We start from the raw sequence: 15619 nt of genomic DNA, 5'->3' as shown, positions 1-15619 counted from the left end.
ATGACAATTGACTATTGACAATTGACGATTAACTAACTTGCTAGCGCTTCCTGAATTGCCTTGTTGTAAATTACACGACCCGGCGTTGTGTATATATACTGAGAAATGAGATTTCCCTGAGCGTCTTCTCTCACTCGACGGTATTTATACAACTTAGTCACACTACCATCATCATTTTTCACCACTTCCCGTGGCTCATGATCCGCTTGGTCGGACTCAACTTCGCCGTCGTAGCGGACATAGATGTAGGCGTGCAGGTCTACCTGTTCCTGATCAAAAGCCATAATTACGTCGTCTAAAGAAGCAAAATACCGTCCTGCACCTTTGGTGGCATGGGGGTTTTCTGCGGTTAAGTAATACGAACCTAACACCATGTCTTGGCTAGGTGTAATAATGGGCTTTCCTGTAGCAGGAGACAAAATGTTGTTAGAAGCCAGCATCAATAACCGTGCTTCAGCTTGTGATTCCAGAGATAACGGTACATGTACCGCCATTTGATCGCCGTCAAAGTCAGCGTTAAAAGCTGGACATACCAATGGATGTAACTGGATCGCTCTTCCTTCTACCAAGATTGGCTCAAAAGACTGAATACCCAAGCGGTGCAGGGTAGGAGCGCGGTTTAGTAAAACTGGATGTCCTTCAATTACTTCTTCCAAGACATCCCAAACACTGGGGTCAGACCGGGAAATTAGCTTTTTCGCAGCTTTAATGTTGTTTACCATGCCGCTACGAATGAGGCGGTGGATCACAAACGGCTGGAATAGCTCAATTGCCATTTCCCGTGGCAAACCGCATTGGTGAATATTTAACTTTGGCCCCACCACAATAACAGAACGTCCAGAGTAGTCAACCCGTTTCCCCAGCAAGTTTTGCCGGAAACGCCCTTGTTTCCCTTCAATAATGTCTGATAAAGATTTTAAGGGTCGGTTATTTGCCCCTACTACAGTCCGTCCACGTCGACCATTATCAATTAATGCGTCTACCGCTTCTTGTAGCATCCGCTTCTCGTTGCGAACGATAATCTCCGGAGCCAAAATTTCCTGCAAACGTGCCAGACGGTTGTTACGGTTAATTACTCGACGATACAAATCGTTCAAGTCGCTGGTTGCAAAGCGTCCACCATCAAGCTGTACCATTGGGCGCAAATCTGGTGGAATGACAGGAATTACTGCCATTACCATCCACTCAGGTTTTGAGCCAGTGGCGATAAAGTTATCAATTACCCGCAGGCGTTTAATTAGCTTTGCTCGTTTTTGACCTTTGGCAGTGGTAATTTCTTCCCGTAGAGTTTCAGCTTCTTGTTCGAGGTTAATATCAGCAAGTAGTCGCAGTAATGCCTCTGCACCAATGCCTACCTCTACACCTTGTAAAGTTGAATCTTCGCTATAAATCTGGTCTTCAATTTCTAGCCACTGATCCTCACTAAGTAATTGTTTATAGCTGAGGGTTTCAGCATTACCAGGGCTAAGAACAACATAGGAATTGAAATAAACAATTTGCTCTACATCCCGCAGTGGCATATCCAACAGGATGGAGATATAACTAGGAATACCTTTGAGATACCAAACGTGAGCTACAGGTGCGGCAAGTTTAATGTAACCCATGCGGTGACGACGTACTCGTGATTCGGTAACTTCCACACCACAGCGTTCGCAAACAATCCCCCGATGGCGTACTCTCTTATATTTACCGCAATGGCATTCCCAATCTTTTGCCGGGCCAAAGATGCGCTCACAGAACAAACCATCCATCTCTGGTTTGAGAGTCCGATAGTTGATTGTTTCCGGCTTAGTAACTTCACCAACAACCTGACCATTGGGTAGTGTTCTTTCACCCCACTGACGAATACGTTCGGGCGATGCCAAGCCGATTTTAACGTAGTCAAACTGATTAGTTTGGGCGTTTCTCATCTGTTTAATGCTGCGTTTAAGTTATGACTTTATAAACAGCACGGGCATAATTTCGCCGTGCTAGTGGGAGTATTTAGTTTTTAGTTGATGGTTGTTTGTTGTTGGTTGTTTGGATTTTCCAACCAACCACCAACTATCAACAAACAACCAGTATTTATTCTTCCTCTTCCATCGACTCGCGGCTTAAGGATTCGTAGGTTGGACGTGGAGGTGTACGACGGGCACTATTGTCTGCCATCAAATCAACTTCTACGTCCACGGTACTGCCATCTGTTTGAGTTTCCACCTTGTGGACAGCAATATCCAATCCTAGAGATTGCAATTCTCGCATTAAAACCTTGAAAGACTCTGGTGTTCCTGGTCGAGGAATGGCCTTACCTTTAACGATCGCATTTAGTGCTTCATTGCGACCTTGCATATCGTCAGATTTGACTGTCAGCAATTCCTGCAATGTGTAAGCAGCACCAAAGGCTTCCAATGCCCACACTTCCATTTCTCCAAAGCGCTGACCACCTTGCTGGGCTTTACCACCCAAAGGCTGTTGGGTAACTAAGGAGTATGGGCCAGTAGAACGGGCGTGGATTTTATCGTCTACTAGGTGTACCAGTTTCAGCATGTAAGCAACACCTACTGTCACTGGTCGATCAAAGGGTTCACCAGTGCGACCGTCATATACTAGAATTTTGCCTGGGTCATCTGGGTTAAATACCCAGTTTCTGCCAGTTTCATCCCGCGCTTCTTGCAATTTGCCATGCACAATTGAACGGGATGCTTCTTCACCATACATTTCGTCAAAGGGCGTAATCTTAAACCGCACTCCCATGACGTGACCAGCCCAACCCAACAGACACTCAAATACCTGTCCAACGTTCATTCGACTAGGCACACCCAAGGGGTTGAGGACGATATCTACTGGTGAACCATCAGGCAAATAGGGCATGTCTTCCATTGGAAGTATCTTGGAAATAATCCCTTTGTTGCCGTGACGTCCTGCCATTTTGTCACCAACTTGGATTTTCCGCTTCTGGGCTACATATACCCGCACCACCATGTTGGCTCCTGGTGGTAGTTCATCACCTTGTTCCCGGGTAAAGATCCGCACGTCTACGACGCGTCCTTTTTCACCATTAGGTACGCGTAAGGAATTATCTCGCACATCCCGCGCTTTTTCACCAAAGATTGCCCGCAGTAGTTTTTCTTCTGGTGGTTGGTCAGATTCACCTTTGGGAGTGACTTTACCGACGAGAATATCTCCCGCTTCTACCCACGCACCGATGCGAATGATTCCCTGTTCATCTAAATTCCGTAGGGCATCTTCACCAACGTTGGGAATTTCTCTTGTGATTTCTTCGGGTCCCAGTTTTGTCTGTCTGGCCTCAATTTCATATTTTTCAATGTGAATTGAGGTATAAACATCATCCTGTACTAATCTTTCGGAAATCAAAATTGCGTCTTCGTAGTTATAGCCTTCCCAAGGCATATAGGCGACGATGATATTTTGTCCCAGTGCCAATTCTCCACCTTCGGTAGAGGAACCGTCTGCTAGCACCTGACCAGCAACAACTCGTTCTCCGATGCGGACGAGGGGTTTTTGGTTCAAGCAAGTGTCTTGGTTGGAACGCTGGTACTTGGACAGGATGTACTCGATTTCAGCAGGGGGTTTGGCGTTTTCCTCACCTGGACGTACCCGTGGACGTACCCGGATCTTAGTCGCATCTACGTAGGTGACATCACCGTCGGTACGTGAGACAATTACCATCCCCGAGTCTCTAGCTCCCTGAGCTTCCAAGCCTGTTCCTACCAATGGACGCTCTGGCTTGAGCAGGGGTACGGCCTGCCGTTGCATGTTCGATCCCATGAGAGCGCGGTTAGCGTCGTCATGCTCCAAGAAGGGAATCATGCTCGTAGCTACCGACACAATTTGTACGGGAGAGACTGCGATATAGTCTACTTGTTCTGGGGTTGTGGTGGAGAATTCCTGACGATAGCGTACAGGTACTTCTGGACCCATGAGATGACCATTTTCATCTATTGGGGCATCTCCAGCCGCTACCCGGAAGTCGTCTTCTTCGTCGGCAGTCATGTAAACTGGTGGCAAGTCATACCTAACACGCCCATTTTCCACTGGACGGAAGGGCGTTTCTAAGAAGCCGTATTGGTTTACCCGGGCATGGGTGGCTAAGGAACCAATCAAACCAGCGTTGGGTCCTTCTGGTGTTTCAATGGGACAAATACGTCCATAGTGGGATGGGTGAATATCGCGAACCGCAAAGCCAGCACGTTCACGAGTCAGACCACCAGGCCCAAGGGCAGAAAGACGACGTTTGTGTGTCAGTTCTGCCAAGGGGTTGGTTTGATCCATGAACTGCGACAATTGGCTGGAGCCAAAGAATTCTTTAATTGCTGCTACCAGAGGCTTGGGGTTAACCAAGGAAGCAGGGGTGAGGACTTCAGCATCGGATACAGTCATCCTTTCCCGAATAATCCGTTCCAAACGGTTTAAACCGACTCTGACTTGGTTTTGCAGTAATTCACCAACGCTTCTAACTCGGCGATTTCCGAGGTGATCAATGTCGTCTATGCTACCAATATCATATTCTAGGTTAATTAGGTAATCCACCGCCGCCAAGATATCTTGGGGGGTGAGTACCCGCATTGTTTCTGGTACTTGCAGACGCAGTTTTTTGTTGAGTTTGTAGCGTCCTACACGCCCTAAGTCATAGCGCTTGGGATCAAAAAAGCGAGAGTCAAGGAGTTGTTGTCCACCTAAGACAGTGGGTGGCTCACCAGGACGCAGTTTGCGGTATAGTTCCATTAGGGCTTCTTCTTCAGAGAATTGCCCCTCTTTTTCGATGGTTTTCTGAAAATATTCGGGGTGACGCAAAGCGTCAAAGATTTCGTTATCTGATAGCCCCAATGCTTTCAATAGTACTTGGGCAGACAGTTTGCGGGTTTTATCAATGCGTACCCACACTAAGTCGTTACGGTCTGTTTCAAATTTCAGCCAAGCACCCCGGTTAGGAATTAAACTAGCTGAATAAGTACGCCTACCGTTTTTGTCAATTTCTGATTTATAGTACACTCCTGGCGATCGCACGATCTGGTTGACAATCACTCGCTCAGCACCGTTAATAATAAACGTGCCGCGCTCTGTCATCAGAGGCAAATCTCCAATAAATACTTCTTGCTCCTTAATTTCCCCCGTTTCTTTGTTAATCAAACGTGTAGGTACGTACATTTGCACGGCGTAAGTGCTATCGCGCCGCTTAGCTTCGTCAACGTCGTACTTTGGTTCCTTCAGTTTGTAATTCTGACCTAAAAAGTGCAGCTCAAGTTTGCCGGTGTAGTCAGTAATGGGACTAAAGGAGTTAAGTTCTTCAATCAGCCCTTCCTCTAAAAACCAGCGAAAACTAGAACGCTGGATTTCAATTAAGTCGGGCAACAAAAAGGCGGGTTCCATTATTGTGTCGTTAGTCATGCCTCTACCTTTGTCAACCTGGTTAAAATTGTCGGTGTGTGGGAACTTCTCCTTACACCACCTGCTAATTGCAGGTGCAGGCAAACGGAGCAATTAAACCTGGAAAGAGTCATTTTGGCAAGAGGGAATTTGCCCCTTTTGCTGGATTTCTAAAAACAGAAGATGGTTCAGCTTTGCCCGAATGTATTTTGCTCTCTTCACTTCCCCTCCAAAAACCGCGCTATTCATCTTACGCAGTTCTTTTTACTGTTGCCTTGATAAACTGTGGTGTTTTTCAACCCAGAGCGATGATATCCTAGAACTGAGCAAATAATTTTCTCAGCCTAGTGCTTGTCTGTTGTAGCTTGAGGTTGGCGGATAATTCTCACAAAAAATTTCGTTTATAAATTTCTATAACTTTAATGCTTAAGCTGAAATCTAGCTCCACCTAAACTGTAAAGTAGGTAGTCATAGCTTTTTAGCTTCATTGTATGGAGCTTAAGAGGATGGTCAAGTGAATAGTAGTACAACAAAAGCCGAGAAGTTGATAATTTGCCTCCTTAAACATTATGGCGCAAGTAAAGATTTTTTGGAGGGTACAATAATATCATAATTTTTGTCCCCTCAAATTTTCTTTTCCAGAAGATAGTTCCAGAAAATACACATAATACGTGCTTATATATGCTTTATAGTGTCAAACCGAATAGATCACAGGCATTCTGAGTAGTAATAGCTGCGATCGCTTCAGTTGTTTCTCCTCGTAGACGCGCTATTTGTTCAGCTACATAGCGAACATAAGCGGGTTCATTACGCTTTTCACCCCGCTTTGGCACTGGTGCGAGAAAAGGACAGTCTGTTTCAACTAGTAGGCGATCGCTTTTCACCATCGTAGCGGATGCTTGAATTTGTTTAGCGTTTTTAAAGGTAACAGTACCGCTAAAGCTGATGTAAAAGCCTAAGTCTAGAAACCATTGAGTTTCCTCTGGCGTTCCACCCCAGCAGTGCATCACACCTCGTACACTCTCACCCTTGAGATTTTTCCATTTTTGCAGTACATCCCTGACTTCTGCTGTAGCCTTACGGCAGTGGATAATCACTGGTAAGTTGAGTTCAGTTGCTATCCTCAACTGCGCTTCAAATACCATGCATTGCTGTTCGTAGTTATTAGCTTTATAAAAATCCAGCCCCATTTCCCCAATTGCTACTACTTTAGGACCAGATTGAGCTAAAGATTTAATCTCATCTAGTGTTTGATGATTCCATTTGTCTGCATCTAAAGGATGCAACCCCACAGAAATACTAATTTCGGGAAACTGATGAGCTAGAGCCGCAATACTAGAAAATTCCGCTGGCTCAACACAGGAGTGTACTAGACGCACTACGCCTGCTTCTTGCCATCGCGATCGTACTGTTTCTAAATCTGACTGGAAAACGTCAAAGTTGATATGAACGTGGGTATCGATTAGCTGCATTGTTATTTTTTGTCTTTTGTCCTTTGTCATTTGTCCTTTGTCTTTACAAATGACAAATGACCAATGACCAATGACTATTATGCAGTTGCCGCTGGCTGTGTGTGAGCTTTTAACCTTTGAGCTAGTCTAGATTTTTTCCTAGCCCCATTGTTAGGATGGAGGACGCCTCGCTTCACAGCTTTATCAATTTTGCTATAAGCTTCTGACATCCGAGCTTGGACTTCTTGCTTGGATTCAGGGGTTGGATTTGCTGCATAGGTTTCTACCGCAGCAAAGTATTTTTTCATCAGCGTCTTCACAGCTGATTTATAAGCTTTATTCCGTAAACGATTGCGCTCTGCGATTTTGGCGCGCTTGAGAGCAGACTTTGTATTCGCCACAGTCAGTTCCAGAAAGATTATAAATATGTACACACACTACTAGACTTACTAATATAGCATCCAAAACGCCAATGTTATGATTCCTGAGAAAAAAGTTAGGTTTTGGTATTGGAGTCTACATAATTTGGGGACAAGGGATCGGGAATCGGGGTTTGGGTGTTACTTATTTTTCCCATGTCTTCCATTTCCCCTATATGTCCCATGTCTACCTTGTCCCCGATCACCTATTTCCTATCCCTATCTTCATAAATTTTCATGATCAAAAGGTATCTTTCTCTGCTAACAGTACTCACTCAGTAGGTCAAAATTATCTATAAAAACATGGCTTTGAAAATTATCGAAAATTTCGATAGCAATTTCACTCTTGAACCACAAGCGAAAGAGAATCTATTTAAATTATTGAGAAGTGAAGCATTTTTAAATCAGATTTGCCAAAACTTGCAGTGTGAACAAGTAGAATTTACAGAATTGATTTTTCAGCCAGTACCTTACAGTATAGCCACTCCTAAAGGAATGCCAGCTGAATTTGAAAAATACCATAAATCGGAGGAGTACATCATTATCAACGTTCCCCCTAATTTCATGTTCACAGCCAAAATTTTCAAACCTAGTCGCCTTTGTGCTGTTTATAAGAAATTAGGGATTGGGAGGTAGAGAGTGGGGAGGTGGGGAGTAGTAAACAACCAACCACTAACCCTACTCTTGTGAGAAGACGCTTGCGCGTCTACGGGTTCGTCAGTCGCTCATGGGGGAGACACCCTGCGTTCCCGTCGCTGACTCACCACCAACAACCAACAACCAACTACTAATCACTCACCAGAATTTTTATGACTACAGATACAAATATTCCTGCTTTAGCAAATTTAGAGTATATCCCTTACATTGACGAAAACGGGCAATTACCTGAATATTTACAAGGTAAAATCGGAGTATATGCAATTTTTGATCAACAACAAACGCTGCAATTTGTCGGATATTCTCGTGATGTTTATCTTAGCCTCAAGCAACACATTGTGCGTCAGCCACAACAATGTTATTGGGTAAAAGTCCAAACCATTGAACGTCCTAGTCGTGCGTTATTAGAAAATATTGAAAAGGCTTGGATAGAAGAAAATGGTTGTGTTCCTGTGGGTAACGGCAATGAAAAGGGAAAGTGGACACAGCCAATAGATGCTAAAGCAATAATGACTACTGAAGAACAGGCCAATTATGAAAATTCTATTGATGAAATTGCGAAAATCAAAATTATTAAAAATGTGGCGCGGCGAGTCGAGGCAGAGATTTTAAAAGTTTTAGAAGGGCGGGGTTTGCAAACGCAGGTGCGGTTTAATCCTAAGTTGAAGGAAGAGGGGTTGTTAGATTTGAAATAAATCTACTTTTATCAAATACTATGATGTGGAACTTCATAGCAGGATACCTATTTGCAAGACAACTTGAGAAAATTTACACATCGCGCTAGTCTTCTTTAATTGTGACTGCACACTGTCAACTCAGGCGATGACAAATCAATCTTTCCCGCAAATCCCTTCTTGCACCTGGAGTCGTCCCATTGGTTTAGGTTGGGACAAACCTTATACTGTTCGCTACGCTAGCAATATTGATGATGGGCCTTGGCACGGAATGCCTTTAGGTGGTTTTGGTGCAGGTTGTATTGGTCGTTCTTCGCGGGGAGATTTTAATCTGTGGCATATTGATGGTGGCGAACACATCTTTAAAAATATCCCTGCTTGTCAATTTAGTATATTTGAACGTACTGAAGCACAAACTCAGGCATACGCCTTATCTACACAACCTCCTGAAGATGGAAGTTTGGCAGCTTGGCAGTGGTATCCAACAATTAAAAATGAAGAAGGGATCACTGGTACTTATCATGCCCTTTATCCACGCAGTTGGTTTGTTTATGAAAGAGTATATGAAACCCAGTTAACCTGTGAACAATTTTCTCCAATCTGGGCAAATAATTACCAAGAAACTAGCTACCCTGTAGCGGTATTTGTGTGGAAAGCACACAATCCTACCAACGCACCTATTACTTTGAGTATTATGCTCACTTGGGAAAATATGGTTGGTTGGTTTACTAATGCCTTAAATTCCCCAGAGATACGCATGCGGGATGATGGTAGTCCAGTTTACGAGTATCAGCCACGTATAGGTGAAAGTAAAGATAATTTTAATCAACTAGTTGAAAATACTGAACATATTGGTTATGTTCTGGGTCGGGTTGACATTGACCAACCTATCCAAGAGGGAGAAGGACAGTGGTGCATTGCTACCCGCAAACATCCCAAACTAGAAATTTTTTATCATAGCCGTTGGCAGCCTACAGGTAATGGTGAGGATGTGTGGCAAAGTTTTGCTCAAGATGGATCGTTACTAAACTATCTAGATCATTCCTCAGCAGTTGAGGGTGAACAAATTGCAGCTGCTCTTGCTGTGCGTTTCACTCTGCAACCAAAGGAAACACTAAAGATTCCTTTTGTTCTGACTTGGGATTTTCCGGTCACAGAATTTGCAGCTGGCATTAATTACTACCGCAGATATACAGACTTTTTTGGTAATGATGGCAAGAATGCGTGGGCGATCGCATTAATAGCACTACAACAATACCAGGCTTGGCAAGCACAAATTCAAGCATGGCAACAACCCATTCTTGACCGTGCAGATTTACCAAACTGGTTTAAGATGGCTTTATTTAATGAGCTTTACGACCTTACTGCTGGTGGTACTCTCTGGAGTGCAGCAACTGAGCGTGATCCGATTGGTCAGTTTGCGGTGTTGGAGTGCCTAGACTACCGTTGGTATGAAAGTTTAGATGTCCGGCTTTATGGCTCCTTTGCTCTATTGATGCTATTTCCAGAACTAGAGAAGGCCGTAATGCGTGCGTTTGCCCGAGCAATTCCAGTAAGTGATGCTAACACTCGTGTGATTGGCTACTACTATACTATTGGTGCAGAGAGTCCCTTTGCTGTCCGAAAGGTTGCAGGAGCAACACCTCATGATTTAGGTGCACCTAATGAACATGTTTGGGAAAAGACAAATTATACCAGCTACCAAGATTGCAATTTGTGGAAAGATTTAGGATGTGATTTTGTTTTGCAGGTATATCGCGATTTTCTTTTTACTGGTGCTGACGATATAACATTTCTAGCAGACTGCTGGAATGCCATTGTAGAAACCCTCAAATATCTAAAAACTTTTGACATAGATAATGATGGAATTCCGGAAAATTCTGGTGCGCCTGATCAAACTTTTGATGACTGGCGACTACAGGGAGTGAGTGCTTATTGTGGTGGATTATGGTTGGCAACATTAGAAGCTGTGATCGCAATTTGTGATGTTTTGATAACAAACCGCAGAGATACAGAGAACATAGAGGAGATAGAAGCACAAAAATCGATCTACGAATCTTGGTTAGAACAATCTCGCCCTATTTATGAAGCAAAACTCTGGAATGGTCAGTATTATCGACTAGATAGCGAAAGTGGTTCGGATGTAGTAATGGCAGACCAATTGTGTGGTCAGTTCTATGCTCGGTTGTTGGGATTGCCTGATATTGTAAAGTGCGATCGCGCGTTGTCAGCATTGAAAACCGTTTACAATTCTTGTTTCCTAAAGTTTCATCATGGTCAGTTTGGTGCTGCTAATGGTCTGCGTCCTGATGGCTTGCCAGAAAATCCCCAAGCGACCCATCCTTTAGAAGTATGGACGGGGATCAATTTTGGTCTAGCGGCCTTTATGGTGCAGATGGATATGAAAGACGAAGCGATGAAATTGACAGAAGCTGTTGTTCGGCAAGTTTACGAAAATGGATTGCAATTCCGCACACCAGAAGCAATCACTGCTGTTGGCACTTTCCGCGCTAGTACCTATCTGCGGGCAATGGCAATTTGGGCAATTTATTTAGTTATTGGTTAGTGGTTAGTTGTCAATTGTCATTGGTCATTGGTCAAAAGTTACTATTTATTCTCTCCACACTCCACCCTTACCTTAAGCCTATAAGCGCGTCTACACACTTCTCACACTCCCCATTGCCCCTAATCCCCAACGCCTCTTTCTTTATGCCGGGGGACCCTTACTTTACAGAAGCCGAGTAAAGCGCGTCTACGGCAATCGCTCATGGGGGACCGGTGAGTCCCTATCCCCCCACTTCCCCATCTTTTTTGATCATGAAGACAAAAAATCCGGTTTTGATTGTAATTGGTTGTAATTGACTAATATGAATTCTCCAAAAAAATGCAACTAACCTATGGATGCATGGCTACTTGCTACGACAACTATGTATTGCATTCTCCTGGAGCAATGGTAATATAATAGTTTTTCGGTCTGTTGTTACAGATACAAGACATAAAGCCCTAAAAACAAAGTGATGGGCTATTGACGCCAATAACTCAGATTTTTGTGAATTTTCTTAATTCAGAGTCAAAGTTTGTTTTTTGGAGCGTCCAATATAGGGTTGTAGCTTTAGAGACAATAAAGGCCGCTATGAGCAAATTGCAGTTGGTTACTAAAAAAACTAGAAGACAAAAATGTCTTTAGTCTGAATTTTTTGGTAATTACATGGTTAATTTTGATTTTCTTAGCCATAAACTCATCCTTTTAAAGAATGATTTGCAAGAATTTTAATACTATATACAAGTGCTGAAAGGCACAAATAAAGGAGAAATAAGATGGAAAGTACGGATTAAAAGCTTAGTAAAACTTTGGTAAATTGCCAAAAAAATCTTGACTAAAGTTATCAAAATTTTATAAAAATGCATCAAAGAGGTGGTTAATAGCCTAGTGAAAAACTAAATAAGGTTTAGTAAATAACCTGTTATTTGACAAACTTTGGAACTTTGGTTCTAAAAAAGCTACTCAAACAAACGAACAGAGTGATTAATAACACAAAAAAACGGGCTTTACAAAAGCTCAGGCTACCGTTATGAAGTCAAGTTCACTGAGATCGCTTGCCTTAACGGGAATTGTATCAGCTTACCCAGGCATTTAGAGATTAAGACATGAACTCGTATTCGTCGTTAGGGGGTAATAGAGAGCCTGTTTATACAAAAAACCAGAGATTTTCCATTCCAAAACAGACTATCCTTAAGCTTTTCAGGATAGCCACAGAAGATACGACCTTCGCATCCAACTTTCATCAAGTTTGGGTTTTGCGTGAGTTTCAATTAGGAGATGATTTGACGGAGTTAGCGATCGCTAGACAAACAGAAAATAAAAATGATTTTCTTTTCTTAATTTGTCAAGGTCGAGTGCGCCTACTGGGATTGGATACAAAATTGCAACGGGAGGTATCTACTCAGTTGCTCATAGCGGAGCAAACCTTTGGAGTAGACCATTTATTCCACAATCAGCCTCTACCGTATCGAGCAGTTGCAGCTAGCGCTGGTTTAGTGGCATCAATACATGTAGATGACCTGAAACAGTGGTTGCAACGACTACCTAATTTGCAACGCTATTTGCAAAAAATAACCTGTGAGCGACAAACTTTGATTTTTTTTAAAACCGCCACAGAATTACGTTTACATACTAGCCATTCTTTACGCCAGCTTTTACCTTACTTGGAACAAACCAAGGTCAGCGCTGGCTCAAACCTTGTAGAAGCGACTCCTCCGTCAAAGGGACGCTTTTGGCTGCGGTGTGGAAAAATTTTGAGTGCCACGCCAGAAAGTCAGCCACCACAAGTAGGAGAAGGCTGGGGATACCCCAATACCGCAATCCCAAATTGGGTTGCCAAAACGGATCTGTTAGTATACCACCTACCTCAACAATATGAAGAATTAACTAGCACAATTGCACCAGAAATTTTTCTCCACAAGCAACAGAAAGAAGATGTGGAGACACAGGGACGACAAGGGGGAACTCGGGGCGCCTGGTGGGGACAAGGAGGACACGGGGACAAGGAAGACAAAGGGAACACAAAGACGCGGGGACATGAGGACGCGGCTGTGTCTTCTGAAAATACCCATGCAGAGATGAATTTGCTAGCGCCGAGAAAACAGCACAGGTCGGTAAGCAAACTCTGGCGTCGCTATCCTTTTATCCAACAGCAGAGTTCATCTGATTGTGGTGCTGCGTGTTTGGCGATGATTAGCCTCTACTGGGGTAAACGTTTCAGTCTGAACAAGTTACGAAACCTAGCGCAGACAGATCGGATGGGTGCTTCGCTTTCGTCTTTAGCGGATGCGGCAGAAACATTAGGATATGATGCTTTACCTGTGAGGGCTTCTTTGAGCAAATTAGAGTTACAGCCTAACCCTTGGATTGCTCATTGGCAAGGGATTCACTACGTGGTTGTTTGGCGAGTCAAAGGCGATCGCGTATTGATTTGTGACCCCGCAATCGGCAAGCGATCGCTTTTGCGCTCAGAATTTGAAGCTAACTGGACAGGATATGCTTTATTGTTATTTCCAACCAAACACTTAAACGCTCAACAGAACGAAAAAGTTTCCTTACGAGAATTTTGGCATGCTTTTTGGCATCACCGCGAATTACTTGGACAAATCATTCTAGCTTCAGTGCTGCTAAAAGTGTTCGGTTTAGCAGCACCTTTAATTACTCAGGTTGTACTTGACCAAGTTCTGCCCTATAAAAGTTCTCTGACTCTGAATATCTTCGCCTTCGGTTTTCTATTTTTTGGGATTTGGCGGATTATCGTCCAAGCAGTACGTCAATACCTGCTGGACTATTTTTCCAACCGCATGGATTTGACGTTACTGGGCGGTTTTATCAGCCGTACTTTGCGCTTACCATTGCAGTTTTTTGCATCCCGTCAACCGGGAGACATTATTACTCGTATCCAAGAAAACCGCAAAATTCAACTATTTTTCACCAAGCAAGCACTTAGTACTACCCTAGATGCGGTCATGGTGATTGTTTACTTGGGATTGATGGCGTATTACAACTTACGCTTGACTTTCATCGTCTTGCTGTTAATTCTACCGATTGTGATTGTGACTGCTGCAACTAGCCCACTTCTCAAAAATGCCTCACGAGAACTTTACCAAAAATCGGCGGTGCAATATTCCACAATGCTAGAAATTGTCACTGGTGTAGCCACAGTTAAAACAGCTGCTGCTGAACGTCCAATGCGCTGGCGTTGGGAGGAAAGTTTAACCAACACCGTCCAAACAAGATTTCGGGGTCAGAAGCTGGCTAATAATTTACAGCTAGCAACTAGTTTGATTAATCATCTGGGGATCACTTTTTTACTATGGTACGGGGCAACGCTAGTAATGAACAACCAGATGTCAATTGGTCAATTTGTTGCTTTTAATATGCTGATTGGCAGTACAATCAACCCTGTTTTAGCACTGGTGAAGTTGTGGGATGAGTTACAAGAGATATTGATTTGTGCTGAACGTTTAGATGACATCCTCACTACCCAACTAGAAGAAAATAGCCAAAAACCACAAATGGTGTTACCTCCGGTTCGAGGTGATATCCAGTTTGAACAGGTTTGTTTTCGTTACAATGCCAATGCAGAACGTAATACCTTGGACAATATTTCCTTTCAAATCAAAGCAGGACAGACTGTAGGAATTGTTGGTACTAATGGTTCTGGTAAAAGTACTTTAGTTAATTTACTAGCAGGTTTATATCGTCCCCATAGCGGACGTATTTTAATTGATGGGCATAATATTGCTGAGGTTTCTCCTCAGTCATTACGTAGTCAATTAGGGGTAGTACCACAGGATATTTTTCTATTTGCTGGCAGCATTTTGGAAAATATCACACTGTTTAATTCAGAGATTTCCCTAGAAGAAGCGATCGCCGCCGCTAAAGTAGCAGAAGCACACATTTTTATCCAAGCCTTACCTCTGGGTTACAACACCCGTGTGGGTGAGGGAGGAATGATGCTTTCTGATGAACAGCGCCAAAAAATTGCGATCACCCGCGCCCTAGTTAGAAATCCACCTATCCTAATTCTGGATGAAGCTACTAGTTGTCTGGATAACGCCTCAAATCTAGCTCGCTTGCGTCTCTCTAGCAATACTTCTACTCATGAGGCATGTACTATCATCTTCGTTGCCCATCGTCTTTCCAGTATTCGCCATACTGACCACATTTTGGTTTTAGACCGAGGTATCCTTATTGAGCAAGGCAATCATCAAGAATTAATGACAATTAAGGGTCTTTATTACCACTTAATTCAACAACAATTATATCTGTAATCGCACCTATATTAATGAGTTATAGTGCAGAAAGGATGCAAATCATTTTTTAAAATACTTAGGGTTATCAATTGCGACTAATTTTCTTTGTAGTCGCTGTATTGCATAAGTTCGTACAGGCGTTAACCGCTACTTTTGTCCTGCGGAAAAATTATTGTAGTGATTTTTTAGCTCGCTAATTTATTGCTTATATTGGTTGATAAATAATACCATAAATCGGTAAAAAACACAA

Annotated in this window: 8 protein-coding genes; 4 read left to right on the top strand and 4 right to left on the bottom strand. The window is 43.1% G+C overall.

Features of this window, described 5'->3' with window-relative positions; translation table 11 throughout:
* Window positions 1-32: 32 nt before the first annotated feature.
* From RS893_RS04675 to rpsT, 4 genes are all read right to left on the bottom strand, one after another.
* On the bottom strand, window positions 33-1910 hold the full coding sequence (locus RS893_RS04675) for a DNA-directed RNA polymerase subunit gamma (protein ID WP_315790091.1): 1878 nt from the start codon (window positions 1908-1910) through the stop codon (window positions 33-35).
* Window positions 1911-2064: 154 nt separating this feature from the next.
* On the bottom strand, window positions 2065-5388 hold the full coding sequence (gene rpoB, locus RS893_RS04670) for a DNA-directed RNA polymerase subunit beta (RefSeq protein WP_315790090.1): 3324 nt from the start codon (window positions 5386-5388) through the stop codon (window positions 2065-2067).
* 665 nt (window positions 5389-6053) lie between these two features.
* Window positions 6054-6839: a TatD family hydrolase gene (locus tag RS893_RS04665; RefSeq protein WP_315791867.1), complete on the bottom strand. Its 786-nt coding sequence runs from the start codon at window positions 6837-6839 to the stop codon at window positions 6054-6056.
* Window positions 6840-6916: 77 nt separating this feature from the next.
* Window positions 6917-7219 (bottom strand): 30S ribosomal protein S20, encoded by a 303-nt coding sequence (rpsT, locus tag RS893_RS04660; protein WP_315790089.1) that lies wholly within the window; start codon window positions 7217-7219, stop codon window positions 6917-6919.
* 321 nt (window positions 7220-7540) lie between these two features.
* On the opposite strand from rpsT, the gene RS893_RS04655 reads away from it, so the two are divergent.
* From RS893_RS04655 to RS893_RS04640, 4 genes are all read left to right on the top strand, one after another.
* On the top strand, window positions 7541-7873 hold the full coding sequence (locus tag RS893_RS04655) for a hypothetical protein (RefSeq protein WP_315790088.1): 333 nt from the start codon (window positions 7541-7543) through the stop codon (window positions 7871-7873).
* 173 nt (window positions 7874-8046) lie between these two features.
* The gene (locus RS893_RS04650; protein ID WP_315790087.1) at window positions 8047-8589 is read left to right on the top strand and encodes a GIY-YIG nuclease family protein; all 543 of its coding nucleotides are present in this window, start codon (window positions 8047-8049) and stop codon (window positions 8587-8589) included.
* A 127-nt stretch (window positions 8590-8716) separates the two neighbouring features.
* Window positions 8717-11134, top strand: coding sequence for a GH116 family glycosyl hydrolase (locus tag RS893_RS04645; protein WP_315790086.1), 2418 nt, complete (start codon window positions 8717-8719; stop codon window positions 11132-11134).
* A gap of 1082 nt (window positions 11135-12216) precedes the next feature.
* Complete coding sequence (locus RS893_RS04640) at window positions 12217-15387, top strand: cysteine peptidase family C39 domain-containing protein (RefSeq protein WP_315790085.1); 3171 nt, start codon at window positions 12217-12219, stop codon at window positions 15385-15387.
* The last annotated feature ends 232 nt before the right edge of the window (window positions 15388-15619 follow it).

The organism is Fischerella sp. JS2 (assembly GCF_032393985.1).
Classification (GTDB): domain Bacteria; phylum Cyanobacteriota; class Cyanobacteriia; order Cyanobacteriales; family Nostocaceae; genus Fischerella.
The sequence above is the reverse complement of the archived record's forward strand: the minus strand, read 5'-3'. Positions and strand labels throughout refer to the sequence as shown.